23 protein-coding genes are annotated in these 26246 nt (G+C 66.3%); 13 read left to right on the top strand and 10 right to left on the bottom strand.

What is annotated here, in order from left to right; translation table 11 throughout:
• Positions 1 to 513 (bottom strand): phosphoenolpyruvate carboxylase (locus ACYP5B_RS42895; protein ID WP_459573646.1); only part of this gene is annotated, 513 nt, incomplete at its 3' end.
• Between the two features lie 328 nt (positions 514 to 841).
• Between ACYP5B_RS42895 and ACYP5B_RS42890 the strand changes: the two genes are divergently transcribed.
• Positions 842 to 1012 carry a hypothetical protein gene (locus ACYP5B_RS42890; protein ID WP_459573645.1) on the top strand — a complete coding sequence of 57 codons (171 nt, stop codon included), beginning with the start codon at positions 842 to 844 and terminating at the stop codon, positions 1010 to 1012.
• An 82-nt stretch (positions 1013 to 1094) separates the two neighbouring features.
• On the opposite strand, the gene ACYP5B_RS42885 is transcribed toward ACYP5B_RS42890, so the two are convergent.
• Positions 1095 to 1958, bottom strand: a complete 864-nt coding sequence (locus ACYP5B_RS42885) for a cytochrome c (protein ID WP_459573644.1) — start codon at positions 1956 to 1958, stop codon at positions 1095 to 1097.
• A 183-nt stretch (positions 1959 to 2141) separates the two neighbouring features.
• Positions 2142 to 4871 carry a UPF0182 family membrane protein gene (locus ACYP5B_RS42880; RefSeq protein ID WP_459573643.1) on the bottom strand — a complete coding sequence of 910 codons (2730 nt, stop codon included), beginning with the start codon at positions 4869 to 4871 and terminating at the stop codon, positions 2142 to 2144.
• A gap of 641 nt (positions 4872 to 5512) precedes the next feature.
• Between ACYP5B_RS42880 and ACYP5B_RS42875 the strand changes: the two genes are divergently transcribed.
• Positions 5513 to 5794 (top strand): hypothetical protein, encoded by a 282-nt coding sequence (locus ACYP5B_RS42875; RefSeq protein ID WP_400091317.1) that lies wholly within the window; start codon positions 5513 to 5515, stop codon positions 5792 to 5794.
• A gap of 423 nt (positions 5795 to 6217) precedes the next feature.
• On the opposite strand, the gene ACYP5B_RS42870 is transcribed toward ACYP5B_RS42875, so the two are convergent.
• Positions 6218 to 7366, bottom strand: coding sequence for an alkene reductase (locus ACYP5B_RS42870; protein WP_459573642.1), 1149 nt, complete (start codon positions 7364 to 7366; stop codon positions 6218 to 6220).
• A 124-nt stretch (positions 7367 to 7490) separates the two neighbouring features.
• Here ACYP5B_RS42870 and ACYP5B_RS42865 point away from each other — a divergent pair, with 124 nt between their 5' ends.
• A complete protein-coding gene (locus ACYP5B_RS42865; RefSeq protein ID WP_400091114.1) occupies positions 7491 to 8432 on the top strand; it encodes a LysR family transcriptional regulator in 942 nt (313 codons plus the stop codon).
• 74 nt (positions 8433 to 8506) lie between these two features.
• Here ACYP5B_RS42865 and ACYP5B_RS42860 read toward each other — a convergent pair whose 3' ends face one another.
• Entirely contained in the window at positions 8507 to 9412 is a 906-nt protein-coding gene (locus ACYP5B_RS42860) for a LysR family transcriptional regulator (protein ID WP_400091115.1), read from the bottom strand.
• A 281-nt stretch (positions 9413 to 9693) separates the two neighbouring features.
• Here ACYP5B_RS42860 and ACYP5B_RS42855 point away from each other — a divergent pair, with 281 nt between their 5' ends.
• The 3 genes from ACYP5B_RS42855 (at position 9694) to ACYP5B_RS42845 (ending at position 12876) form a co-directional block, all read left to right on the top strand.
• On the top strand, positions 9694 to 10653 hold the full coding sequence (locus tag ACYP5B_RS42855) for a hydroxymethylglutaryl-CoA lyase (protein WP_400091117.1): 960 nt from the start codon (positions 9694 to 9696) through the stop codon (positions 10651 to 10653).
• A gap of 9 nt (positions 10654 to 10662) precedes the next feature.
• The gene (locus tag ACYP5B_RS42850) at positions 10663 to 11817 is read left to right on the top strand and encodes a CaiB/BaiF CoA transferase family protein (RefSeq protein WP_459573641.1); all 1155 of its coding nucleotides are present in this window, start codon (positions 10663 to 10665) and stop codon (positions 11815 to 11817) included.
• Between the two features lie 69 nt (positions 11818 to 11886).
• A complete protein-coding gene (locus ACYP5B_RS42845) occupies positions 11887 to 12876 on the top strand; it encodes a Bug family tripartite tricarboxylate transporter substrate binding protein (protein WP_400091120.1) in 990 nt (329 codons plus the stop codon).
• A 177-nt stretch (positions 12877 to 13053) separates the two neighbouring features.
• Here ACYP5B_RS42845 and ACYP5B_RS42840 read toward each other — a convergent pair whose 3' ends face one another.
• Entirely contained in the window at positions 13054 to 13725 is a 672-nt protein-coding gene (locus tag ACYP5B_RS42840) for an NUDIX hydrolase (protein WP_400091121.1), read from the bottom strand.
• A 188-nt stretch (positions 13726 to 13913) separates the two neighbouring features.
• Here ACYP5B_RS42840 and ACYP5B_RS42835 point away from each other — a divergent pair, with 188 nt between their 5' ends.
• The 4 genes from ACYP5B_RS42835 (at position 13914) to ACYP5B_RS42820 (ending at position 19830) form a co-directional block, all read left to right on the top strand.
• Positions 13914 to 14705 carry a cysteine hydrolase gene (locus ACYP5B_RS42835; RefSeq protein WP_400091122.1) on the top strand — a complete coding sequence of 264 codons (792 nt, stop codon included), beginning with the start codon at positions 13914 to 13916 and terminating at the stop codon, positions 14703 to 14705.
• A 25-nt stretch (positions 14706 to 14730) separates the two neighbouring features.
• Complete coding sequence (gene pncB / locus ACYP5B_RS42830; RefSeq protein WP_400091124.1) at positions 14731 to 15942, top strand: nicotinate phosphoribosyltransferase; 1212 nt, start codon at positions 14731 to 14733, stop codon at positions 15940 to 15942.
• 61 nt (positions 15943 to 16003) lie between these two features.
• Positions 16004 to 17719, top strand: a complete 1716-nt coding sequence (locus ACYP5B_RS42825; RefSeq protein ID WP_459573640.1) for an NAD+ synthase — start codon at positions 16004 to 16006, stop codon at positions 17717 to 17719.
• A gap of 365 nt (positions 17720 to 18084) precedes the next feature.
• Positions 18085 to 19830: a GGDEF domain-containing protein gene (locus tag ACYP5B_RS42820; protein WP_459573639.1), complete on the top strand. Its 1746-nt coding sequence runs from the start codon at positions 18085 to 18087 to the stop codon at positions 19828 to 19830.
• Positions 19831 to 20270: 440 nt separating this feature from the next.
• Here ACYP5B_RS42820 and ACYP5B_RS42815 read toward each other — a convergent pair whose 3' ends face one another.
• Positions 20271 to 20936, bottom strand: a complete 666-nt coding sequence (locus ACYP5B_RS42815) for a hypothetical protein (RefSeq protein ID WP_459573638.1) — start codon at positions 20934 to 20936, stop codon at positions 20271 to 20273.
• Positions 20937 to 21127: 191 nt separating this feature from the next.
• Positions 21128 to 22105, bottom strand: a complete 978-nt coding sequence (locus ACYP5B_RS42810; protein WP_318232346.1) for a D-2-hydroxyacid dehydrogenase — start codon at positions 22103 to 22105, stop codon at positions 21128 to 21130.
• A 219-nt stretch (positions 22106 to 22324) separates the two neighbouring features.
• On the opposite strand from ACYP5B_RS42810, the gene ACYP5B_RS42805 reads away from it, so the two are divergent.
• The 3 genes from ACYP5B_RS42805 (at position 22325) to ACYP5B_RS42795 (ending at position 24912) form a co-directional block, all read left to right on the top strand.
• Positions 22325 to 23224, top strand: coding sequence for a LysR family transcriptional regulator (locus ACYP5B_RS42805; RefSeq protein ID WP_459573687.1), 900 nt, complete (start codon positions 22325 to 22327; stop codon positions 23222 to 23224).
• A 141-nt stretch (positions 23225 to 23365) separates the two neighbouring features.
• A complete protein-coding gene (locus tag ACYP5B_RS42800; protein ID WP_267606431.1) occupies positions 23366 to 23749 on the top strand; it encodes a VOC family protein in 384 nt (127 codons plus the stop codon).
• Positions 23746 to 24912 (top strand): glycerate kinase, encoded by a 1167-nt coding sequence (locus ACYP5B_RS42795; RefSeq protein ID WP_400091129.1) that lies wholly within the window; start codon positions 23746 to 23748, stop codon positions 24910 to 24912. Before ACYP5B_RS42800 ends, ACYP5B_RS42795 begins: the two co-directional genes overlap by 4 nt.
• On the opposite strand, the gene ACYP5B_RS42790 is transcribed toward ACYP5B_RS42795, so the two are convergent.
• Positions 24909 to 25247 (bottom strand): hypothetical protein, encoded by a 339-nt coding sequence (locus ACYP5B_RS42790; RefSeq protein WP_459573637.1) that lies wholly within the window; start codon positions 25245 to 25247, stop codon positions 24909 to 24911. The two genes, ACYP5B_RS42795 and ACYP5B_RS42790, sit on opposite strands and share 4 nt — an antisense overlap.
• A gap of 18 nt (positions 25248 to 25265) precedes the next feature.
• The gene (locus ACYP5B_RS42785) at positions 25266 to 26219 is read right to left on the bottom strand and encodes a LysR family transcriptional regulator (protein WP_459573636.1); all 954 of its coding nucleotides are present in this window, start codon (positions 26217 to 26219) and stop codon (positions 25266 to 25268) included.
• Positions 26220 to 26246: the final 27 nt, after the last annotated feature.

The following is a 26246-nucleotide window of genomic DNA, read 5'->3' as shown; positions in this document are numbered from 1 at the left end:
CGGCGGCGAGCCGGCCAGCGCGTGCACGCGCCGGCGGCGGTTGTGGTGCTGGTCCTCGGCAATATTGGCCAGGTGCGAGAAGTAGCTGAAGGCGCGCACCACCGAGTTGGTCTGGTCGCGCGACAGGCGCTTGAGCAGCCGATCCAGTTCGGCCCCGGCAGCACGGTCGTTCTCGCGGCGGAAACGCACCGCGGTCTGGCGGATGGTCTCGACCACTTCGAAGGCGGCTTCGCCTTCCTGCTCCCTCACGCAGTCGCCCAGCAGCCGGCCCAGGAAGCGGATGTCTTCGCGCAGGGGCACGTCCTTGTCGCTGGCGCGGCGGGCCGGGGCGCTGGCCGGGGCCGCGGCCAGCGCCGCTTCAGGCTTCGCCGCGGTGGCGCGCCTGGTGCGGGTGGTCTTGGCGGATGGGGCGGTCGCGGGAATCGAGGCGGAAGCCACTGCGGTGTCGGGGGCGTCTGCCCGGCTGGCGGTTGGCTTGCGCCGGCCGGCGGGGCGCGCAGCTTGCTTCATCATGCAATCTCCTTTTGCTTCTTACGCCTCCGGACTTCCGGCTCGGCACCCGGGGAACCTTGGCCTGCGCACTGGCTCGCCTTTCTGGCCGTCGTTCGGCCCTCGGGAGTTTCCCCTGGCCGCGCGCATGCAGAGGCGGCCGACTTTCAGATTAATGCTAACGATAGCATGAATTCGATCAACGCGGGGGAGTCAAACGGAGGCGGGTGGCTAAGCGCGGCAGGCGATCTGGCGTCCACCCATCGGCACATAGCGCGCCGTCCCCGCCGCAACCAGGAAGATACCCAGCGACTGAGTTTTCGCAAGCTCCATCGTCCAGCTCACAGGCATCATGAGGCAGGTCAATGTCGTCTATCTGGAGGCCGCGGAGCAGACTATCCTGTCGCGCAGCCGCAAGCGGGACACCACGCTGACGAACGCGGCCATCGAGAGAATGCTCCACAGTTGGGCGGTGGTGTCGCCGGTCGAGGCGCACTCGCTGACCTATCACATCGTCGATTGAACCCTGTGCCGGGCCGCGCCATCCGGCACAGTGCATCAGCCCATCAAACGGCGATCAGATGGCAATCAAGGTGCCAAGGGCGTCAGGAGCCTGCGGCAGGCGCCGCCACCTTGCGTCCAGCCATGTGGTGCAGATACGCCAGCAAGTCCTTCATATCCGCGTCAGACAGCGTCTTTTCATCGATCGCCGACATGCGCGCATTGGGCCACCAGCGCAGCGATTGCGGGTCGCGGATCAGCCTGGCCAGCTTGTCGTCGCCCAGGTACTCCACCGCGCTGTGCGGCACATTCAGGTCGGGGCCAAGGTGCGCGTCACCGACCCGGTTGAGGGAGTGGCACGAGAGGCAAACGCGCTGGAACGTCGCGAAGCCGCGCGTGACCGCGCCGTCCGCGGGCAGGCCGGGGGCGGGCCGGATGGCCGCGAAGCGCTCCGCCGGCGACGCGGTGATGTCGATGCGCACGATGCTGTACGTCCAGAGACTCTCGTTGATCACGGAAGCGGCGCGGCCCGCCGGCACTGTCCAGATCAGGCGGAACGGCCCGATGTCCTGGCCCTTGAGCGTCGGCCACGGCGCGGCAGGATTTTCCACCGCCAGCCAGGCGCGCGGCTCGTCGACGCTATCCGCCAGCAACAGGCGCATCGGCAGGTGAGAGATATAGCCATCGCTGGCTGCGGTCGTCGCACTCGCGTCGGCGGTCACCGGCATGCCGTGCAGCAGGGCCGTCAAGGGGATCGCCTTGAACGTCAGGCGGCGTTTCAGGTTGTCGTCGTCTACCGTCACGTCGGTCAGGCGGCGGTCTTTCAGCAACCCATCCAGCGTCCAGCTGCGCTGTTGCGTGCCGGCCGCAATGGTGAGCGTCGCCGTGTCCGCGGCGCACGCGGGCCCTGCCAGGAACGCTATTGCGCAGCCAAGCGCGCCAACGGCCATTGCAATCCAGGCTTTCATGGGTCTGTCTCCAAAGCGAGCGAAAAAATGTGCGGCAGTCGTTGGCAATCATTCTAGCCGTTGCGGGCGTCCGTCAGCTCGGCCGACGAGTCGCCTCATTACGGCTCACCGGCTCGCACGCCTGGAATGGCCGAGACGGACTCGGGGCCCCTGCCCGACGCATGAATTGGGGGGCTTCGCTCGTCATTTCCGCGCATCGGAGCGCCCGGCGCCGAGCGCCTCGAGCAGCGGCCGGAGCGCATCGAGCTCCGCGCCAAAGCCGCCCCAGTCACCTGCCTTCAATCGCTCGATGGCGCGGTCATAGTGGGCGAGTGCCTCGCGGGCGCGGCTGTCCGGCGCGCCGCTGGGCGCCGCCGCCACCGGGGCCGTTTCCTTGAAGAGCGCTGCCAGGGCCGCGCCTAAGGTCTCCTCCATCACCACATGGTCGCCATAGGCGGCGATCACCCGTTTCAGCTCGGGCAACTGACCGGACTCCGCGCGCAAGTAGAGCGGCGAGACATAGAGAATCGAGTTGTCGATGGGCACGACCTGGAGGTGGCCGCGGATGACGCGCGAACCCATCTGGTTCCACAGCGAAATCTGCTGCGAGATCTCGGTATTTTGCTGGATGCGCGCCTCGATCTGGAATGGCCCATAGACCAGCTTGTCTTTGGGAAATGCATAGACGACGAGTTTGCCGTAGTCAGGTGGATCGCAACGGGCCGCCAACCACGCAATCATGTTCTCGCGCCGGCTGGGCACCATCGGTAGCATCAACACGAATTCGGCGCGCGGCTGCGCGGGGAGCCGCACGATCATGTAGTAGGGCGTCATTGGCGCGCCGGGGCCTGTGCTCGCGTCGATGTCGGCTTGTTTGCGCGGGAATTGCCAGAGGTCTTCGCGGTTGTAGAAGACTTCCGGCGTTTCCATGTGGTAAGCGCGGTAGACCTGCGCCTGGATCAGGAACAGGTCTTCGGGGTAGCGGATATGCTGCTGCAGGTCCTGCGGCATCGCGCCCAGCGGCTTGAACAGGCCCGGAAAAATGCGCTGGTACGTCCGCACGATGGGATCGGCAGGATCGCTGATGTAGAAGTCGGCAGTCCCGTTGTACGCATCGATCACCACCTTGACCGCGTTGCGGATGTAATTGTCGCCGTCACTGGTGCCCGGCTGGGAGTATGGGAACCAGCGGCTGGTGGTGTAGGCATCCTGAATCCAGAAAAGCCGCCCGCCGGCCACGACGATGTAGGGGTCATGGTCGAGGCTGAGGAACGGGGCGATCGTGCGCACCCGGTCCTGAATATTGCGATGGAGCAGGATCCGGCTCGCGGGGGTGATGTAGCTGGTCACCAGGATGTTGGGATCGTCGAATTGCCAGGCGAAGAGGGCCTGCAGCGCCATGCTGCCGATGGCTATGCCGTCGCGCCCGCGGTAGGTTGTGTAGACGTTCTCATCGCCTTTGGGGTAGTCGAATTCGGGTGCATTGCCGTTGACGATCACATAGCCCTTGCCGCCTTCACCAAAGTACAGGCGCGGCTCACTGATGGGCGGGCCGCCGTTGGCGACAGGCGGGATATCCTTCAGGTAAAGCGTAGGCAGGCCTTCCGTGGACTTCTCCGTGACGGGCGACATCACGACGCCATTGCCGTGGGTGAACAGGAGATGCAGGTTCACCCAGGTCTGGGCATTTGCAGGAAGCAGCGACGACTCCAGTTCCCGCGCCGAGAGCATCACCTGCTGATAACGGGCATCGAGCCGGTAGCGATCGATGTCCGTCGCAAGGAATTTGTAATAGGTCCTGATCTCCTGCAACTGCGCGTAGGTATCCCGCAATGGCTGCAGATCCCACAGGCGGATGTTGTCGATGGTTGGCCGATTGGCCTGCAGCGCGGCGAGATCCAGGTTCTGCTCGGCTGGAAACGGCTTTACCGCGATCTGCGCCAGGCCATAGGCGTCCCGCGTCAGCGCAATGTTGTGGGCGATATAGGGCGTCTCCAGTTGCAACTCGTTCGGCTTGACATAGAAGCGCTGGAACAGCGCCGGATAGATCAGCACGAGTACCAATGCGCTGCCGAAGACGATCAGTGCCGAGGCGGCCGGAATGCGATAGCCCCGCCAGCGCATATTGGCCCATGAAGCGGCCGCGGCCGCGGCGGCCAGGCCGATCAGCGGCCACAGGACCGGCAGCCCCACATGGACATCGGTATAGCTGGCGCCCACCACCACGCCGTTGTCGCCAAAGAGCAGCAGGAAACGGTCGAGCCAGTACGACCAGGCCTGCAGCAGGAAGAACAAGCCCAGCAGGGCCGAGCCGTGGGTGGCGGCCGCAGGAGAAAGCCCGCGCGGTGAGCGCATGCTCGCGATGTCGCCGCGCGTCCCGTACACCACGGCGGCGACCACCGCGGTGCAGCAGAGCAGCAGTAGCAGCCAGTTCCTGAGCGCCAGATAGGCGGGCAGCGAGAAGAGGTAGAAGCCGATGTCCTTGCCAAAAATCGGATCGGCCTTGCCGAAGGGCACCTGGTTGAAGTAGCGAAGCGCGATATCCCAGTCCGGGACTTCGCCGGTGGCGATGAGCAGGCCAAGGAGGACGGCAACACCGGCGATGGCCGCGGGCCAGGGGAGGTGCGGCGCGACTTCGCCGACCAGTTCGCTCAGGACCTCCGCCTTCCAGGAGCCGGGAGGGCTCGCATAGCGGTGCGCCAGCAATCCCGACACCCCTATCGCGACCGCCGACGCAGCGAAAACGGCGGCGAACAGCAGCACCTTGGTGACAAGGATTGTCCAGAAGACGTTGACGTAGCCGACGGAGGAAAACCACAGCCAGTCAACCAGCATGCCGGTGAGGCGGCCGACGATGACCAGGCCGATGACGCCAACCGCAACCCTGGCGGCAATGCGCCTCAGGTGCGTGCCGGATATCCCTGGCGAGCGCATCGATCATGCTCCTTTGCCGGACCGTCATCCGTGGCTTGCTGCTGCCCAAAACGTGGCAGAAGCGGGTTGCCCAGGGCAACCCGCTATGGCCGGCCGGCCTTAAGGCATGGATCCGTGTTGCATCGGCCCGGATAATCAATTGTAGGTGGGGAATCAGCCGGCAGCACGCTCACCGGCATGCCAAGGCGCGTTGGACACCGCCCGCGGTCAAGTACATGAAGCGCCACGGCGGCAGAGGTGAGATTTACGGGTTGTTTATGCCTGGCTAATACTTTTCTACGCCATTTGCATGGGCGAGTTCTTAAGCTGGAGGCTTGCAATTTGGCGAGGCCGCTGATTCCTTCGTCTCGAATCGCTCTACTGGTCAATGGCTGAAAGAGCGCCTTGCCTGTATTTCCCCTGGCCCAATTCGGCGAGAAACATGATGTCGCACATCCGCAATGCATCACGCAACAGCCAACCTTATCACGGTGGCGGATACTACCTGAGGCTTGCTGGGTGCCTGCTCGCACTCGGTCTGTTGTACACTTTGTGAATGCCGGAGCGGCGCCGATGCAAATGCCGGTGGCCACTAGTGCAAATGCCATCGGGCATAGGCTGCGATCAGGGCGAAAGGCGGGGGTGCGGCCGCGGCCTGCCGAATGAGAAAACAGCTTCAGCCGGCGGCACAGCAACGCAATCAGGCGATAGACCTTGCGGATTGCCCGACCGCTATCTCGCCGGAAGTCGGCGATCGTCTTGAAGTCGGGCGCAAGCCGTCCCAAAGCTGGCGCTCGCCGCTTTTATTGCCCACCCGCATACACGTCGTTGAACGAAGGGGACCGCGCTGCGTCGACGAACGCGTCGAAGCGGCCGTTGTGTGCCCCGTCCGTGAAAGGATCACGCTGTCTGGTTACGCGGCTGCCATCTTGGGGCGCATCTGAACTGCCCGAGGCTCCGGTATCCGCGCTAGCGGTACCCGCGAGCACGATGGTAATTGCGGTGGTTAGCATTGCTTGCTTGAGGTATTGCATATGGCTGTCTCCAGATCGATGAGCATGGGTGCCTCACCGTGAAGCACAGTGTATGCAGGCACCGATAACGGCTGGATGACTATCCCATTACGATATCGCCACGCAACTAGCCAAATCTGCTGTCGTAGTATTGCCGGTGCCTGAGGGCATCGGCCTTGTCCATCGATCAAGCGTGGCGCCGAATCGGCCGTCTTCCTCGACCGGGCCGCGACGCAACGACCCGGCAAGCCCAGCGCAATGCACCACCTCTGCTCCTGTTGTCGAGATGAACTTGTATCAGCCTCGCCGACGTATCGCCCCCGGGGCCTGGCTGGCGATGGCGGTCGGCGGCGCTCAGGTAAAGCTGACGGCGTCCCGGGCCCGGTCGGGCACTTGCGCTTCCAGTGAAGCGGGATGGTCGGTGTAGCCACGCTCGCTCCCGCCAAACAGGGTGCTGGCGTCGAATGTGGCCAGCGGCAGGCCATTGGCGAGCCGGCACGGTAAGTCCGGGTTGGCGACAAACGGCCGGCCGAAGGCAACCAGGTCGGCGTAGCCTCTGGACAGGACCCATTGCGCGCGCGCCTCGTCGTAGTTGCCGGCAACGATGATCGGCCGCGTGAACCGTGCGCGAATGGCCTGGCGGAATGCCTCGGTGAATTGCGGTGCGTCGTCCCAGTCCGCCTCGACCAGATGCAGATAGGCAACGCCGCGTGCCTGGAGAAATTCGGCGGCTTCGAGAATGGTCGGCAGGATGTCGGGACAGGCCATGCCACGCGCGGTCAGGAATGGGGCGAGGCGAATGGCGGTGCGATCGGCGCCGGCCTCGTCCGCCACGGCGTTGACGACTTCCTTGAGAAAGCGCAGGCGGTTGTCACGCCCACCGCCGTATTCATCGGTGCGGACGTTGGAAGTCGTACGCAGGAACTGGTCAATGAGGTAGCCGTTGGCGCCATGGATCTCGACACCGTCGAAGCCCGCATCCATTGCATTGCGGGCGGCCCGGCGGAAATCCGCGACAACGCCGCCGATCTCCTCGCGGGTGAGTGCGCGCGGGGTTGGGCAAGCGGCCATGGCGCCGACGCCCGTGCCCGGGTCGACCTTCCAGATCTGGCCTTCGAACGGGACGGCGGAGGGCGCCACCGGCAGCGCGCCGTTGTGAAAGTCCGGGTGGGACATGCGGCCCACGTGCCAGAGTTGCAGGAAGATCCGCCCGCCGGCGGAGTGGACCGCATCGGTCACCAGTCGCCATCCGGCGACCTGCTCCGGGCTGTAGATGCCGGGGGTGAGGGAATAGCCTTTGCCTTGGGGCGAGATCTGGGTGGCCTCGGTCACGATCAGGGCGGCGCCGGCACGCTGGGCGTAGTAGCGGGCATTCATTGCGTTGGGCACGTCACCCGGCTGGGTGCTGCGCGCACGCGTCATGGGCGCCATGACGACGCGGTGGGCAAGTGTGTGGCCGGCGACGACGGTCGGCGTGAAAAGTGGCGAGGCGGTTGTCGACATGCTTGCGGATCTCCGGGCTTTGGTGACGATGGTGGTTGTGCTGATGTGGCACATTCTGCAAAGCCCGGCGTACTTTGATAATTGGCCTACCATTTGAATCATCTTCAAATAGAACGGAAATATCGTGGAGAGTCTTGGCGACATCCGGCTTTTTGTTGAAGCGGCAAGCCTGGGCGGGCTGTCGGCCGCAGGACGCAAGCTGGGACTCTCTCCTGCGGCGGCGAGCGCGCGTCTTCTCAGGCTGGAAGCGAGCCTGAATACGCGGCTCTTTGAGCGCACGACGCGCCAGTTGCGGCTCACGGAGGAGGGACGCATGGTCCTGCTCCATTGCCAGCAGGCGCTTGGGGCCCTTGAAGATGCCCAAGCGGCGCTACAAGCTGGTCGGGGTGTCGTTAGCGGAAAGGTGCGGATCTCGGCGACCTCGGATTTCGGCCGTCACGTCCTCAAGGGCTGGCTTGATGAGTTCAATGTGCAATATCCGGCGGTGACTTTCGCCCTGGTGCTGTCCGACGCGTTGTCGAATCTGTTGCTCGACGACATTGACCTTGCCATCCGCTTTGGCGTGCCCCCGGATAGCTCGCTCATCGCGCGGCGCCTCGCGCCCAATCGGCGTGTGCTTTGTGCGTCGCCTGAATATGTGGCGGCGCACGGGACGCCTGGGCACCCACAGGATCTGGAGCGGTTCGATTGCATCGTCCTGGGGACGGCAGCCGGGCCTGCGAACGACTGGCGGTTCACGCGCTGCGGCAAGGTCGAAACCTATACCGTGCCCCTGGCAAATTCCCGAGAGACGAATGACGGTGCGCTCGCGCGCGAGTGGGCGGTGGCGGGTTACGGCATAGCGATGAAATCCGTATGGGATATCGGCGCTGATCTGCGCGCGGGAACATTAATGATGCTGATGCCGGAGTGGCATGCGCCGGATGTTCCGGTGCATGCCCTGTATCACCGCACCCGATACATGGCGCCGCGCGTGCGGGCGTTGCTCGACTTCCTGATTGAGCGCTTCTCCACGGTATCTCGTGACCTGGAGGTTTATCTCAACCCGGTCACTGGGGCAAGCTGAAAAAAGGTGGAGATCGATCCTGACCGCCTCGGCATAGCCAGCCCGTCTAGCACGACGGGCCGGCCCAAGGGCTGTCAGGATCCCGCCGCCTTCATCAACAGATAATCCACCAGCAGTTTTGCCGCCGGTGACAGGCTTGCCTCGTCACGGAAGCAAATCGCGAAGCGGCGCTGCGCCCAGCTATCCGTGAGCGGGATTACCCGCACGCCAAAGCTGGCGTAGATGGGGTCGACCACCTCGCGGGGCACGATGGTAAGACCGAGATTTGCGCGCACGCAGCGCAGGGATGCATCGAACGAGGAAACCACCACGCGGTACGACATCGGCTTGCCGATGATGGCCGCGGCGCGCGCGAGCATGGTGTGCACGGCCGTCTGCCCGGGCAGGCCGATGTGGTCGAATTCAAGCGTCTGCTCGAAGGTGCAATCCGCCAGCCTCGCGAGCGGATGCTCGGGATGCACGATGGCCGCCAAGGCATCGCCGCGATAAGGGCGGGTCTGGAATCCTTCCAGATCCGCGGCATCCCAGCAGATACCCAGCGGTGCGGATCCTTCTCGCAATGAGCGGACGAGGTCGCGGCTGAGGCTTTCCTCGACGGTGACGCGGATGTCCCGATGCTCGGGCACCTGCAGGAAGCTCGCGATATCGTCGGGCAGCGACTCGGCCATGCACGATACGGTGGCCAGCAAGCGGACTTGCCCCTTGATGCCGGTGCCGTAGTCGGCCATGTCGCGCTCCACGCGGTCTGCCGCAGCCAGCATGGCGCGCGCGTGCTCAAGCAGGATCTCACCAGCCGCGGTCGGGATCACGCCGCGCCGGCGCCGCTCGAACAGCGTGACTCCCACGGTGTCTTCCAGCTGCGCCAGCCGCTTGCTGATGGCCGAAGCCACGATGTGCTGCTGTTCGCCGGCACGCGCCATGTTGCGTGTCTCGCAAACCGCAACAAACAGGCGCAAGGAGGTGAGGTCTAGGTCACGCATCGATCGCCTTCAAGGTAGGGTTTCCAATTCGGAAATTTGGCGAGGTCATATTAGCGCTTTTTGCTAAATCCGGGAATCTCTGGGGTTGGGGCTGAAAAGGGGCGGCATGCCGTTATCCCGCGTTCGGCGAACCGCCTGCCGTCCACTGATCCAGGGCGATCGGCCAGACATTCCAATCCGGAATGCTGACGCTTCTTCATTACCGCTTCTGGCTGGGTCCGGAACAGCATAGAGTGCATAGGCCAGTCCGAAGCACGACCATCCGAGGGGACACAGACCAAATGACAACGCACACTGAATCGGCACCGCGCCAAGCCGTGATCCGCGAGGCCGGGCTGCGCGACGGGCTGCAAAGCATCGTCACCATCTTGCCGACTTCCGCCAAGCGGGAGTGGATCCAGGCGGCCTATGCGGCGGGCCAGCGCGAGATCGAAGTCGGCTCGTTCGTACCGGCGAAGCTGCTGCCGCAACTTGCCGATACCGCGGAACTCGTGGACTTTGCCAAGTCGCTGCCTGGACTGTTCGTCTCGGTCCTGGTGCCGAACCTGCGGGGCGCGGAAAACGCCATCGCCCGCGGCGCGGACCTGATGCTGGTGCCGCTTTCCGCCAGCCATGCCCATAGCCTGGCCAACCTGCGCAAGACGCCCGACGAAGTCGTGGCCGAGGTCGCCAGGATCCGCGCCGCCCGCGACGCGGCCGGCTCCAGGACGCTGATCGAAGGTGGCGTGGGCACGGCCTTCGGCTGCACGATCCAGGGGCGTGTGGATCCGCAAGAGGTGCTGCGCCTGATGCAGGCCCTGCTGGACGCCGGCGCGGATCGCGTCAGCCTGGCCGACACGGTGGGCTACGCCGACCCCGCCATGGTGCGCAGCCTGTTCGAGCGCGCCACGGCGATTGCCGGCGACCGCTTCTGGTGCGGCCATTTCCACGATACGCGCGGGCTCGGGCTGGCCAATGTCTATGCCGCCCTGGAGGCCGGGGTCACCCGCTTTGATGCTTGTCTTGCCGGGATCGGCGGTTGCCCGCACGCGCCCGGCGCCAGCGGCAATGTCGCCACCGAAGACCTGGCCTACCTGCTGGGCAGCATGGGCTTCGAGACCGGCATCGATTTTGACAAGCTGCTGGCGCTGCGCGAACGCGTGGCCGGCTGGCTGGCCAATGAAACCCTGCACGGCACGCTGTGGCGCGCCGGGCTGCCCAAGACATTTCCTGCATCGGTTGCCGATGCGGCTGCCGCCTGAGAGCAAACCATGAACACCGAACATTCCTCCTTGCCGCTCGCCGGCGTCCGCGTGGTTGAGTTCACCCACATGGTGATGGGCCCGACCTGCGGCATGATCCTCGCGGACCTGGGTGCCGAAGTCATCAAGGTCGAGCCGCCCGGCGGCGACAAGACCCGCAACCTGCCCGGCCTTGGCATTGGCTTCTTCCGCTCGTTCAACCGCAACAAGAAGAGCGTCGTTATCGATATCACCACCCCGCAAGGGCAGGCCACGGCAGCGGAGCTGGTCGGCCAGTGCGATGTGCTGCTCGAAAACTTCCGCCCGGGTTTGATGGAGAAATGCGGGCTGGACTACGCCACGCTGTCCGCCAGGTTCCCCAAGCTCATCTACGTCTCGCACAAGGGTTTCCTGCCCGGACCCTATGAAAACCGCCTGGCGCTCGACGAAGTCGTGCAGATGATGGGTGGTCTTTCCTACATGACCGGGCCCAAGGGCCGCCCGCTGCGCGCCGGCACCTCGGTCAACGACATCATGGGCGGCATGTTCGGCGCCATCGGCGTGATGGCTGCCTTGCGTGAGCGCGACCGTACCGGCAAGGGCCAGGAAGTGCAGAGCGCGCTGTTCGAGAATTGCGTGTTCCTGTCGTCCCAGCATATGCAGCAGTTCTCGATGACCGGCGAGCCGCCGCCGCCGATGCCGTCGCGCGTGTCCGCCTGGAGCGTCTATGACGTGTTCACGCTGGCCGAAGGCGAGCAACTGTTTATCGGCGCCGTCAGCGACAAGCAGTTCAACACGCTGTGCGACGTGCTGCAGCGCCCCGACCTGGCGGCCGATCCGGAGCTCGCGACCAACGCCATGCGCGTTGCGGTACGTCCGGCACTGCTGGAGCGGCTCGGCGCGATTCTCAAGGACCACCGCGTGGAAGAACTCTCGCTGAAATTCGAAGCCGCGGGCATTCCCTATGCGCCCATCATGCGGCCGGAACAACTGCTGGAGGATCCGCACCTGAAGGCAAGCGGCGGCCTGGTGCCGATGCAGACCGAGGACGGCGGCACCACCGACGTTGTGCTGCTGCCGCTGCTCATGGGCGGACGCAGGCCAGGCGTGCGCATGCCGCTGCCGGGCATTGGCGAGCACAACGATGAAATCCTGTCCGGCCTGCACACGCGGATCGCGGACTGAATCTACCCGCTTTGCCGCGGGGCTCTGGATGGCCACGCGGAAGATAACGATAAACACACGGAGACAGACATGGCATTCCCCATTTCGCGCCGGGCCGTACTTGGCACGGCCGTTTCGGCTATCGCACTCACGCTCGCCTTGACGGCCAGCACCGCAATGGCGCAAGGCTCGGGCCGGCCGGTACGCCTGATCCTGCCGATCAGCGCCGGCTCGGGCGTGGACGCTATCGCCCGCGCTGCCGGACCGTCGCTCGGCAAGAGCCTGGGGCAGCCGGTGGTAATCGAGAATCTGCCCGGCGCCGGCGGCATTACCGGCGCGGCGGCGGTGGCCAAGGCGCCGGCCGACGGCACCACGCTGGGCCTGTTCTCCAACAACCATGTCATCAATCCGAGCGTGTACAAGAAGATGCCGTTCGACGCGATCAGGGACTTCACGCCCATCAGCGTGATCGGCTTCACGCCGCTGGTCCTTGTGGTCAACCCCAAGGTGCCCGCGAAGAACGTGCAAGAACTCGTTGCCTTGCTCAAGGCCAAGCCAGATGGGTTCAACTATGCCTCGTCGGGTAACGGCACCATTCTCCAGCTCGCCGCGGAAATGTTCCTCGACGAGGCGCACGTCAAGGCGCGCCATGTCCCCTACAAGGGCACCGGACCGATGGTGACCGACCTGATCGCGGGCCAGGTGGAGATCGGTGTCGTGGCGTTGAACGCCGTAGCGCCGCATCTGAAGAGCGGCAGCCTGCGTGCGATCGGCCTGTGCGGCGCGACGCGCTCGCCCGCCGCGCCCGAGATACCCACCATCGCCGAACAAGGCCTGCCCAACTACACGGTCGAGGGCTGGTTTGCCGTGGTGGGCCCGGCAGGGCTGCCGCCGGCCGAGGTAAAGCGCCTCAACACGGCGTTCGCCAAGGCATTCACCAGCCCGGACGTGATGGAAGCCATGAAGAAGCAGGGCACTACGATCAATCCCGGCACGCCGGAGGCAGCTGCCAGGTTCTTCCAGAGCGAAGCGGCGCGCTATGCGGCCCTGGTCAAGAAGGCCAATGTGACCCTCGAGTAAGGTTGGGGTGTTGTGTCGCGGCGGGGGAGCCCGCGGCGGCGCCCTCATCGGCCCGATCGCGCCGAGGCCGGCGGAGTATCCTCGCCGGCTCGGCTTGCTGACAAAGGCTTGCTGGCAAAGCCGGATCTGCGTTGTCGTGCTCCGCTCTCGCGCGCGCTGCAACCGCCCAGCACTGGATCAAAGCATCCGATCCCGAAACTTCAGCCGGACTCCCGGCTTTACCTGGTAATACTGCGGCGGCGGTCCGCTGCGGACCACTTCGCGGGCCCGCGCGGCTGCCTTTGGTGCCAGCTCCAGGAACTCCAGCGCCTCGATCTTTCGCCGGAATGCCTTGCGCTCCAGTTCCCGCCCGAGCACCAGTTCGTACATGCGCTGGAGCTCCGGCAGGGTGAAGACCTCCGGGAGCAGGTGGGTCGGCAGCGTCGAGTAGGTGGATTTGTTTTCCAGCCGCTCGATGGCCTTGTCGATCATCGCGTTGTGGTCGAAGGGCAGCCGCGGGGCATTGCGCGCGGGATGCAGCGAGCAGTTCGCGTCGATCCCGGGCGCGAGCACGTCTAGCGGCACCACGGCGCAGTAGACCACGCTGATCGACCAGCGGCGCGGGTCGCGGAATTTGCCGGAGAAGGTGTAGAGCTGCTCCAGGTAGGGCGTCTCGATGCCGGTCTTCTCCCGCAGCATGCGCAGGGCGCTGGCTTCGGTGTCCAGGTCCTGGTCGACCCGGATGCGGCCGCCGGGCAGGGCCAGCACGTTCGGGTGCGGCGCTTCGCTGCGGTTGTGCAGCATCACCTGAAGCTCGCTGTCGCTTGCCGTGAGGAGGACTACGTCAACGAAGGTGTAGATCTCTGACATCGATTTGGGTTGGTGTTTTGTGGCGTGATGCCACCATTATGGCAGCTGAAAATAACCGGGGCAAATGCTTGAATATTGTCTGTTCAGTGTCATCGACAAATTAATTGTGGCTCAAAGCCACAATCTATGCCATGATTCAGCCATCGCATGCCCCGAAAAGCATGCCCCAAATGCGCCTGGAGATGGAAATGGCAACCCAACGACGAGACCAGCTTCTGATCATCGACCCGCAGAACGACTTCTGCGACATCCCCGGCGCCGCGCTGCCGGTCGCAGGCGCCAACGCGGATATGGTCCGGCTCGCGGCGCTGGTCGCCGGGCACGGCGACAGGGTCGCGGGCATCACCGTCACCCTGGACTCCCACCATACCTATGACATCGCCCACGCCAGCTATTGGCGCGATGCGGCGGGCAACAAGCCGTCGCCGTTCACGGCGATCACATCGGCGGACGTGGCCAGCGGCGCTTACCGGCCGGCCGACCCGGCGCAGGCGGAAGCGGTGGCACAGTACCTGGGCCGCAGTGGGCTTTTCCTCTGGCCCGATCACTGCATCGTCGGCTCGTGGGGGCATGGCGTGCACGATGCCCTGGCCGCAGCGTTGTCCGGTTGGGAGGCGGCTCGCCTTGCCAATGTGGATTACCTGTTCAAGGGCCTGAACCCGCGCACCGAGCATTTCTCGGCCTTCGAGGCTGACGTGCCGGTCGATGCCGACCCGGATACCCAGTTCAACCCGGCCCGTGTCCGCAGCCTTGCCGCGGCGGATCGCGTGCTCGTGGCGGGCGAGGCGCTGTCGCATTGCGTGGCCAGTTCGGTGCGCAGCCTGCTGCGGCACCTCGGGCGCGAGTTCGCGCAGCGCATGGTGCTGCTGGGCGACGCCATGAGCCCGGTGCCCGGATTCGAAGCCCAGGGCCAGGCGTTTATCGACGAGTTCGTTGGCGCCGGCGGCAAGATCGCCACCACCCAGAACCTGTTTGCCTAAGCCTTGCAACCTCAGGAAGCCGATCATGTCTCAAGCCTTCGCCCCTGTGATCCAGTCCCTGCTGGACACCGACCTGTACAAGTTCACGATGCAGCAGGCGATCCTGCACGGCAACCCGCAAGCCATCGCCGAGTACGCCTTCAAGTGCCGCAACACGCCGGCCACGCCGCTCGTCAAGCTGAAAGCCGAGATCGAAGCGCAGCTCGATCACCTGTGCACGCTGCGTTTCACGGACGGCGAGCTGGCCTACCTGGGCGGGCTGCGCTTCATGAAAGCGGACTACATCGACTTCCTGCGCCTGTTCCAGCTGCAGCGCCGTTTCATCACGGTGGCGCCGTCGGCCAGCAACCCGGACGAGCTCGAGATCCGCATCAAGGGCCCGATGCTGCATGTCATGCCCTTCGAGATCTACGTGCTGGCGATCGTCAACGAGGTGTACTTCCGCAACGTGCCGCAAGCCGAAGCGCGCGCGACGGGCCGGGAGCGGCTCGCCGGCAAGATCGCGCGCCTGGACCAGCTCGTGCCCCAGGCGACCCGGCGTGCCCCCTTCATCTTCTTCGAGTTCGGCACGCGCCGCCGCTTCTCGCGTGAGTGGCAGGAGGAAGTGGTGGCAACGCTGGCCGAGCAGGGCAGCCGGCACATGCGCGGCACCAGCAACGTGTACCTCGCCAGGAAGTACGGCCTGACCCCGATCGGCACGATGGCGCACGAGTACCTGCAGGCCTATCAGGCGTTTGACTCGCGCCTGGCCAACTCGATCAGGGCGGCGCTCGAGTCCTGGGTGGCGGAATACCGCGGCGACCTCGGCATCGCCCTGACCGACGTGGTGGGCACCGACGCGTTCCTGCGCAACTTCGACCTGTACTTCTGCAAGCTGTTCGACGGCGTGCGGCACGACTCCGGTGACCCGATGGCGTGGGGGGAGAAGATCCTCGCCCACTACGAGAAAATGCGGATCGATGCGACCACCAAGCAGCTCGTCTTCAGCGACAGCCTGGACCTGGAGCGCGCGTTCGGCATCTATGAACGGTTCGCCGATCGCACCAATCCCGCCTTCGGCATCGGCACGAACCTCACCAACGACTGCGGCGTGGAGCCCCTGAACATCGTGATCAAGCTGGTGCGCTGCAACGACCAGCCGGTGGCGAAGGTCAGCGACACCCCGGGCAAGGGGATGTGCGAAGACCAGAACTACCTGAACTACCTGTATGACGTTTTCCGGATCGCACGCCAGTAAGTCACGCCAATAAGTAACGCCAATAAGTCACGCCAATCAGTGACGCCAGTAAGGAGCTGCCATGCCTGCACCTAACGCGGCTAGCCTGCGCATTGCCTGCGCTCAACTGAACTACACCCTGTGCGACTTCGACGGCAATGCCCGCAGGATCGTCGAGGCCATCGGGCGGGCGCGGCAGGGCGGCGCCGATATGGTCGTGTTCTCCGAGCTAGCGCTGTCGGGGTACAACCCGCAGGACATGCTGGAGGAGCCCGGCTTTCTCGACCGGCAGGCCAGCGCCATCGCGGCGGTGATCGCGGCCACCGTCGGCACCGATATCGTGGTGCTGGTGGGCGCGGTGGTCTCGAATCCCGGCATCGGCAAGCGGTTTCGCAACGCCGTGCTGGCCATGCGCGACGGGCGCATCGAAGGCGTCTACGCCAAGCGGCTGCTGCCGAACTACGGCATCTTCCAGGAGCGCCGCTGGTTCGAGCCGGGCCCCGATGCGCATCTGGTTGTCGAGGTGAAGGGCATCAGGGTAGGCGTGCTGATCTGCGAGGACGCCTGGAACGTGGATGGCCGCACCTACGACGTCGACCCGGTCGACAACGTGGCAAAGGCCGGCGCCGAGCTGATCGTCACGATCAATGCCAGTCCATCCAACGTCGGCAAGGCCGCCCAGCGCGAGGCGCTGTATGCCGGCCTGGCCCGCCGCTGGGAGCTGCCATTCCTCTACGTCAACCAGGTTGGCGGCAACGACGAGATCGTCTTCGACGGCGCCAGCTTCGCCGTGCAGGCCGACGGCGCCGTTGCGTTCCGGGCACCGATGTTCGAGGAGGCCATCGGTGTCGTCGCGTACGAGGCCGGCCGCTTCACTGCCGCCGGGCAGGCCGCCCAGCCGGCGCCCACGCAATCGGTGGCTGACGATTGCGCGCTCATGTACCGGCAGGCCACCCTTGCGCTGCGCGATTATGCCGCCAAGGCCGGCTTCAGCAAGGTAGTGGTCGGCAGCTCGGGCGGCATCGACAGCGCGCTGACCCTCGCGCTGGCCGTGGATGCGCTGGGCGCCGCCAACGTGAGCGCGGTCACCATGCCGTCCCGGTTCTCCAGCGCCGGCAGCGTGGACGACTCGGTGACGCTGTGCCGCAACCTTGGCGTCGCGCTGCACACGCATCCGATCGGTGGCCTCTACGCGCAGTACGTCGATGGTTTCCAGCACGCATTCGACGCCGAGCCGTCTCGCCTGGCGCGCGAGAACGTACAGGCCCGCATCCGCGGCGCCATCCTGATGGAGTACAGCAACCACTTTGGCGCGCTGCTGCTCACCACCGGCAACAAGTCCGAAGCCTCCTGCGGCTTCTTCACGATCTATGGCGACGCGTGCGGCGGCCTTAACCTCATCGGCGATATCTACAAGACGGAAGTCTTTGCCCTGGCCCGGTACTACAACCAGCGCCATGGCCGCGAGATCATACCGGCCGTGATCATCGAAAAGGCACCCTCGGCCGAACTGTCTGAAGGGCAAAAGGACACGGACTCGCTGCCGCCGTACGAGGTACTGGACGAGATCCTCAAGTTCGCGATCGAGGGCGAGCGCCTGCGCCCGGCCGAATACGAGCGCGCCAGGCTGGCCGTGCAAGCGCTGGCGGCCAGCGAGAACACGCACTGGATAGCCGACGTGCACCGGCTGATCGCCCGCTCCGAGTTCAAGCGCCGGCAGGCCGCGCCGATTGTGCGGATGCGGCCAAGGGCTTTCGGCGCCGGGCGGCTGATGCCGATTGCGGCGAAGTATGGATAGGGGGCAGCAGCGCCCTGGTCAGGACGGACGCCAGGCCCTCGTCGATTCCGCCCCACGCCGGCCGCTGCGCTAAAATCCGTCCACGCGCCCTGTACGCGCCGACACTTCAACTTTGAAAATGCCCCGCGGGCAGCGGCGGCACACTGGGAGACAATTCGCCGATGCGCCGCGACAGCGGCGCCGCAAGCCCGGCACGAGCGGGTGAAACCCTATGCAGATCGCTAGCCAGGACCTCCGGCCGGAGGCCCTCCTGCTTCCACATTGCTCAGCTTCCGGCCAATGTACCGGCTGGTACCGGGTCCGCGCTTACGTTTGAATTGCTTAAGCCGAGTCTGTTCAAGATGCTTAGATTTGCCTTGCCAACCATGTCGGTCGACCGGCGGTTCGGGATCGTTGCCAGCACGCTTGGCCTTCTGTTCGTGGCACTGACAAGCGGGCTCCTGGTTCACCAGTGGGGCACATATGCCAGGGCAGACCACGCGCTGTCGCATTTCCAGGTTTTCCGGGCCACATTGCTTGCCATGGAGAAGGTGTCCGCGGAGCGCGGTCCCACCAACAGCGCGCTAGGCGAAGATGTCCCGATACCGGCGCAAAGGGTGGCGGCACTGCGGGCTGCGCGCGCCGAAAGCGACGCGCGTATCGCGCATCTGCTGGGGCTGCTCGATTCGAGCCATTGTGACGAGTGCTCGATGGAGTGGGCAGCGGCGCAGCGTGCGCACGCCGAACTGGCCGCCGCTCGCGCGAACATCGACCAGGTTATCCGTGTGCCGCTCGCGCAGCGCACCGATCAGGTGCTGGAGCAGGCCGTGGTCCGCATGGTTGAGGTCATCCCGCAGTTCGCGCCTATCACCAACGCGAGTACCAAGGGCGTGCTGGATGGCGATGCCAATGCGCTGAATTGCCTGATGGCGGCCCGTCTGGCGGCTGTGCTCAGGGAGCAGGCCGGGCTGCTTGGCTCGCGCTTTACCGCGGCATTGGCGTCGCGCCGGAATCTGACCGAAGCAGAGCAATTTGCCATCGAACGCACTCGCGGCGGGATCGACCAGCTGGGCGCGTTATTGAGGACCCGCGTGATGGAGGATACGGCGCTGGCTCACGGGGCCTTTGTCCGGATGAAGAGGCAGTACTTTGGCGACGGCCTGGCGTATGTGAATCGCGTTCGCGCGCTGGCCAGCCTCCCCGGAGGAGCGGTCGCCTCAACTGGCGAGTTTGCCGCGCAGTATGTGCCGCTCATGCGCTCGATCGTCGAGTTCCGTGACGAGGCGCTGACGCTGGCCGAGGAGGAGGTGCGCTCGCACCGGCACGCGATGCTGGCCCGGCTGGTGGGCGCCGCCGGCATCTTGTCGGCCTTGATGTGCGCGCTGGGCCTGGGCGTGTGGCTGTTTCGCCGGCAGGTCATCCAGCCGTTCGCCGAGGCGGCGCGTGTCATCCGGGCAATCGCCGCGGGTGGCCCGTCCGCGGACCTGCCGTCGAACGCGTATCGGGGCGAGATACAGGAGCTCTTCGACGCCGTCCAGGTCTTGAAGACGAACGATCTCGAGAGGACGCGGCTCGAACAGGAGCGCCAGCGCCTGATTGCGGAACTCAGGACGATGGCGGAGACCGATTCGCTGACGCGGCTCCTCAACCGCCGCGCGTTTGAAAGCCGCGCGCAGGCCGCCTGTCTGTATCAAGACGCGCGGGCACCCTACCTTGCGCTGGTCATGATCGACATTGACCATTTCAAACGCATCAACGACACCTACGGTCACGCGGCTGGCGACCGCGCGCTCGAACACATGGCTGACCTGTGCCGCGACACATGGCGCAAAGACGATATCGTCGCGCGCATCGGCGGCGAGGAGTTCGCCGTGCTGGCCGGCGTGCGGGAGCGGGCGCAAGCGCTCGAGCTGGTGCAACGCCTGCGCATCCGGCTGGCGCAAGCCAGTGTGCCGATCGAGCGGGCGGAGGGCTTCACGATGAGCGCAAGTTTTGGCATCGCCTACGCCGCCCGCGCGGATTCGACCAGCATCCGGTCCCTGCTCAAGCGAGCGGACCGCTTGCTCTACCAGGCCAAGCTGGCCGGGCGCGATCGCATCGAGGTGGAAGCGGATGACTGTTCCCAGCCATGACGGGCGAGAGGGCTTTGCCTGGCCGAAAATAAAGGTTCATCAGACTTTCGTGTGGGTCCTCCATCCGAGCGAGAGCGACACGATGCAATGCGCTGGTTTGCTCCCCTCTCCCATGAAATGGGAGAGGGGCCGGGGGAGAGGGTGGGCGCTAGCTCAAGGTGAAGCGCCTCGCTCTTGCGGATGCCCGCCCTCTCCCCCAACCCCTCTCCCGCTGCGCGGGAGAGGGGAGCTACACCTGCGCGAGATTGCACGCGATCGCTCTTGCTACGCCTGCGCCGGACTTCGCCCGGCGACCCACACAGAAGTCTGAAGAACCAAAATAAAGGGGAGCGGGCTAACCGCGCGGGCGTCCTGCCGACCGAAGCCCATCGGTTCAATCGGGGACGGGCAGCATCGATCGCCGGGGGCAAACGACCGGTCTGCACCGATCGCCATCCAGGCTATTCGCCAACGACGATCGAGTTCCTAACCCGGTCCAGCAGCGGCAGCCACACGCCGCGCGCCGTGTCGCGGCACGAGAGGATGAGCAGCAGTTCCTGGTCCGGCGTATAGATGTCGAAATGCTGCACGTAGATCGTGCCTTGCGCACCCGTGCGCACGTAGCTGATTGCAATCGCGGGCCAGCCACCGATCTTGTCGAGGCGCGGCTCGTCGATGGAGATCATCTCCCTGCCCGATGTCTTCAAGGAGTCGCGCATCCTGCGCTCGAAGCTCGCGCCATAGGCCTGCAGCAGCGACCTGTCGAAGCGGCGGACCTGCTCGGGCGTGACCGGCGCTTGCGCAATCGAGTTGACGATCACGGCCGCGTGCGGATCCTGCACATTGGATACGGCATGAAGGAGGTTGACGGTTTGGCCCGCCGGCGCCGGGACGATGGAGACGCCCCCCACGGCATCCGCGATGGTGCCGTGGGACCGGCCCTGGGCGCCGGACAGGATGGTCCAGTCCTTGGGAACCTGAATGGCAACCTGCCTGGCGAGCCCGATCTGCACGAAGGGCGCTTGCGCGCCCCCGCCGGCCTGGGCGAAACACGGCGCGACATTCAGGGCCAAGCCCAGCGCGCAGCAAGCCGCCGCCAGTACAAGCCTGCAGCATTGCGCACGCATGCTCCCTCCGTCGTGATCCCGGACAGGAACAATATAGACCTGAAGAGGCGATCCGGCACGGCTCCTAGCGTTGCACGAGCGCCAGCCTGACGCGTCCCACGCTGCGGTTGCAGTTCGTCCTGGTCTTCAGGGATGCGATCTGCTTGCGCACCGTGTATCTCGGATACCCCGGCGATCCGCCGCTCGGCATCTCAGCCCGCCACCACATTGCGCGGCGACCCTGCCGCGAACGCCGCGATATTGTCGATCAACTGGTCCGCCAGTGCCTGGATGGCCTCCCGGCTGGCCCAGGCCACATGCGGCGTCAGCAGGAAGGCGGGATGGTCGCGCAGCGCATGGAACGGGTGGCCGGGGCCGGGCGGCTCCTGGGTGGCCACGTCGAAGCCGGCCCCGGAAACCTGTCCTTGCCGCAGCGCCTCGACCAGCGCGGCCTCGTCGACCAGTCCGCCGCGCGCGGTGTTGATCAGTAGCGGGCGCCGCGCCATCTGCGCGAACTCCTCGCGGCCGATCAGGCCCACGTTGGCGGGGGTCAGCGGGCAGTGCAGCGTGATGATGTCGCTCAGGCGCAGCATGTCGGCGAAGGGCGTGTGTTGCGCGTCGGCTTCGTGCTGGCCCTTGCGGGCGGCGTACAGCACCTTGAGCCCCAGCAGCCGCGCGATCTCGCCCACCGCGCGCCCGAGGGTGCCGCCGCCGACGATGCCGATGGTCGAGCCGGCCAGGTCGTGGATCGGGTAGTCGTGCAAGCAGAACTGCCCCGAGGCCTGCCAGCGGCCCGCGCGCACCGCGTCGCAGTAGGCATGCAGGCTGCGGCGCAGCGCGAAGATCAGCGCAAAGGTGTGCTCGGGCACCGTATGCACGGCGTAGTTGCGCACGTTCGAGACGCAGATGCCCTGGGCGGCGCAGGCGCGCAGGTCGACGTGGTCGGTCCCGGTGGCCGCGATCGCCACCAGGCGCAGGCCGGCGGCCTGGCGCAGCACCTCGGCCGGCAGCTTGACCTTGTTGGTGATGACGATCTGCGCGTTGGCGATACGTCCGGCCACTTCATGCGGCGCGGTGGCGTCAAAGACCGTCAGCCGATGCGCAAACGGCAACGCGCGCAGCACGGTCTCGGGGGCCAGCGTGCCGCGGTCCAGGAAGACGACTTCCGGCGTGGTCTGGGTGGGATTCATGATGTTTGCCTGTCTCGGATCTCTGCGCCTGGGTGGTGAGTGCGCCACGCCGATGGTGCCGGTGCGCAGCGCGCTAAGCGGCCATGGTGGCGTCGGGCGGCCAAATTGACAATGTCGTTCTTGTCCACTAGCCTTTCCCGATTCTCAAACCTCGGGGCGTGGCTGGACGACCCAGGCCATCCCGCCGCCATCGATGCCGCCGCCTTCCGGACGCTCCGCGTGATCAATCCCGCCCATCTCGACCTGCAGTCCCTGCGCCTGTTCCTGGTGGTGGCGCAGAGCGGCAGCTTTACCAAGGCCGCCGAGCGCACCCACATGACGCTGTCGGCGCTCAGCCGCCGCGTCGCCGACCTGGAAAAGACCACCGATTGCGCCTTGTTCGTGCGGCTGCCGCGCGGGCTGGAACTCACCCCGGCCGGCCACGGGCTGGTTGGCCATGCCCGGGCCGTGCTCGACACGGTGAATCGCCTGGCGGGCGAGATGAGCGATTTCGCCATCGGCGTGCGGGGGCATGTGCGCGTGTGGGCCAATACCTCGGCCATCATCCAGTTCATGCCGCAGGACCTGGGCGTGTTCCTGCACGCGCAGCCGCTGATCCGCGTCAGCCTGGAGGAGCGCATGAGCGACGAGGTGATCGCGGCGGTGGCGGGCGGGCAGGCGGATATCGGCGTGTTTGCCGACAACGTCGCGGCCGGCGTGCTGGAAAAATTCGAGTACCGCCGCGACCGCCTGGTGGTGCTGGTGCCGCCGGAGCATCCGCTGGCGGCGCGCGCCGAGGTGGCCTTCGTCGACGCGCTCGAATACGACTTCGTCGGCCTCAACCAGGGCAGCTCGCTGCTGCAGCGGCTGGCCGACGCATCGGCCGCGCTGGAGCGGGTGCTCAAGCTGCGCGTGCAGGTCAGCAGTTTCGATGCGATCTGCCGCATGATCGAGGCGGGCCTTGGCATCGGGGTCTTGCCGGAGGGCGCCGTGCGCGCCGAGATCCTTGGCGCCGGGTTGCGCGCCATCCGCCTGGCCGATCCGTGGGCCTCGCGCACGCTGTGGCTTGGCGTGAAGTCGGCCGCGGCGCTGCAACCCGAGGCGCGCAAGCTGTTCGATCACTTGTTGGCGCCGCGCTGAAGGTGCGGCCGAAGGTGCGGCTGAGGTGGCCGCCACAGCTTTGCGATTTCGGAAAGGGTGCTGGAGCAATCCGACATGTTCGTGCGCCTGCGCAACTGCAATGATGGCTTTCGGCTAAATCGCAGAGAGAGCAAGCGCGACATGATTGACCACCTCGACCACCTGGTGCTGACCAGCACGGATGCCGGCGCCACCATCGATTTCTATACGCGCGTGCTCGGCATGCAGCTGGAAGCCTTCGGCGAGAACCGCGTGGCGTTTCGCTTCGGCAACCAGAAGATCAACCTGCACGTGCGGGGCAGGGAGTTCGAGCCCAAGGCGCACCTGCCGGTGCCCGGCGCGCTGGACCTGTGCTTTATCGCATCGATCCCGCTCGATGCCGTGATCGAGCGGCTGCGCGCATCCGACTGGCCCATCGTTGCCGGGCCGGTCGCGCGGACCGGCGCCACGCAGAAGATCCGCTCCGTCTACGTGCGCGATCCGGACCTGAACCTGATCGAGATCTCCGAGCTGGCCGCGCCGTGACCAGCGAGATGGCGTTGAAGACCGTGCCTGCGCGCGGGCTGCGCGTGCTGCTGGCGCCCGACTCGTTCAAAGGCAGCCTGGATGCGCCGGCGGCGGCCCGGCATATGGCCGAGGGCATCCGCAATGCGCTGCCGGATGCCCGGGTGACGCAGGTACCCATTGCCGATGGCGGCGAAGGCACGGCTGCCGTGGTGGCCGCGGCATGCGGCGGGCGCTGGCATGCGGTGGACGTGACGGATGCCAACGGCCAGCTTGTGCGCATGCCGTTTGCCGCATGCGAGAGCGCGGCGCTTGGCGCCTTCGCGATCTTCGATGTGGCGGCGGTGGCCGGCCTGCCCGACGCGGTGGCCGCGCCCGGCGCGCGTACCACGCGCGGGGTAGGGCAGGCCATACGCGGGATTGCCGCGCAGGGCTTCGCCACCATCGTGGTTGGCCTGGGCGGCTCGTCCACCAACGATGCCGGCGCCGGCCTGCTGGCGGAGCTGGCGCTCGATTTCCTCGATGCGGCGGGCGGGCGCATCGACCCGGTGCTCGACAATCTTGCTTCGATCCGCAGCCTGCGCCCACGCGCTGATGCGGGCCAGTGGCAAGCGCCGCACCTGGTGGCGCTCACCGATGTCACCAGCCCTTTGTGCGGGCGGCTTGGCGCCAGCATGATCTTTGGCGCGCAAAAGGGCGTGACGGATCTCGCGCAAGCGGACGAGGTGCTGGGGGAGTTCGCGGCGCGCTGCGAGCTGGCGCTCGGTCGCCATGCAGCGCAAGCGCAGGGCGCGGGCGCCGCGGGCGGGCTGGGCTTTGCCCTGCGGTTGCTTGGCGCGCAATTGCTGCCGGGCGGCAGCTTTATCCTCGACGCCGCCGGGTTGGCGACGGTGGCCGGGTACGACTGGATCCTGACCGGCGAAGGCCGCTCGGATCGCCAGACCTTGCTTGGCAAGGGCCCGGCGCTGATCGCGGCGCTGGGCCGCCGGCACGGCGTGCCGGTGACCTTGCTATCGGGGGAGATTGCCGATGGCGCGCTGCTGCGCGAGGCGTTCGACGGCTGCTTCTCGGTGCAGGCCGGCCCTGCGTCGCTGGCCTGGTCGATCGCGCAGGGCGGGGCACTGCTGGAAGCGGCCGCCGCGCAGCTGGCACGGCTCTATGCGGCCGCGCGCCGTTCCGACTAGAAGGACGACCCGTCGGATGCCGAGGCCGGCGCCGCAGCCGCAGCGGCACGCGGTGCCACCGGTGCGGCGCGGCGTGGCGACGATGCCGCGGGCCTGCTCACGGCCCGCACGGCACGGGGCGCCGCCGCACTCGCCGCACTCGCCGTACTCGCCGCGCTTGCCACGCCCTGGTTGCCCAGCCTGAACACGGCCACCGTGTCCTTCAGCTTGGCGGCTTGTTCTTCCAGCGATTGCGCTGCCGCGGCCGCTTCTTCGACCAGCGGCTCGTTCTGCTGCGTCACTTCATCCATCTGGCTCACCGCGTGCGCGGCTGTCTTGCGGTTGAATGACATCATGGCGCGATTGTTCTCGCATCACGTCCCGCGTGCATTGGGTGCATTGGTTGCATTGGGTGCTTCGGTCGCAGCAGCCACCATCTCGCGCACCATTGCGCGAAAGCGGACCACGGCCGCCGGCAGCATGCCGTGGCGCAGCGCCAGGTGCAGGGGCGCGGTCAGCGGCGGGCTCTCGCCCAGCGGGCGATAGACGATGTCCTCGCCACCCAGGCGGTGCATGGAGGCGGGCACCACGGACACGCCAAGGCCCGCCGCCACCAGGCTGAGCGTGGCCGGCAGGCGCGGCGCTTCCTGCGCCACCAGCGGGCTGAAGCCCGCGGCGCGGCAGGCCGTCAGGATCGCGTCATACAGGCCGGGCCCGGCGGGGCGGCGGTAGAGGATGAAGGGCTCGCGCGCCAGCGCGGCCAGCGGCAGTGCGCCAGCCTGCGCCGCCAGCGGATGCCCTGCCGGCAGCGCCGCCAGCATCGGCTCCTCCAGCACGGCATCGAGCACCAGCCCGGCGGTGCTGCCCACCGGCGAGCGTACGAAAGCGGCGTCCAGCCGCTCGTGCAGGATCGCGTCCACCAGCTCGCTGGTGCCGGCTTCCTCCAGCGTCACCGCAACGCCCGGCACGCTCTCGCGAAACCGGCGCAGCACGGCGGGCACAAAGGGGTGCAGGGCGGCGGAGCTGGTAAAGCCCACCGCCAGCCGCCCTTGCTCCCCGGCCGCGGCGCGGCGCACCACGTCGGCCACGCCTTCGGCACGGGCCAGCACGGCGCGGGCCTCTTCCAGCAACGCCAGGCCGGCCTCTGTCGGGCGCACGCCGCGCGGCAGGCGGCGCATCAGCAAAACGCCCAGTTCCTCTTCCAGCCCGCGCAGCAGGCGCGTGAGCGGCGGCTGCTGCATGCCGAGGCGCTCGGCGGCGCGGGTGACGTGGCCTTCTTCGGCCAGCACGACGAAGGCGCGCAGCCGGCGTAGCTCTATCATTGCCATACTCTAAGGGTATTGAAATCGTGTTCA

The sequence above is a fragment of the Cupriavidus sp. 8B genome, assembly GCF_054589115.1.
The sequence above is the reverse complement of the archived record's forward strand: the minus strand, read 5'-3'. Positions and strand labels throughout refer to the sequence as shown.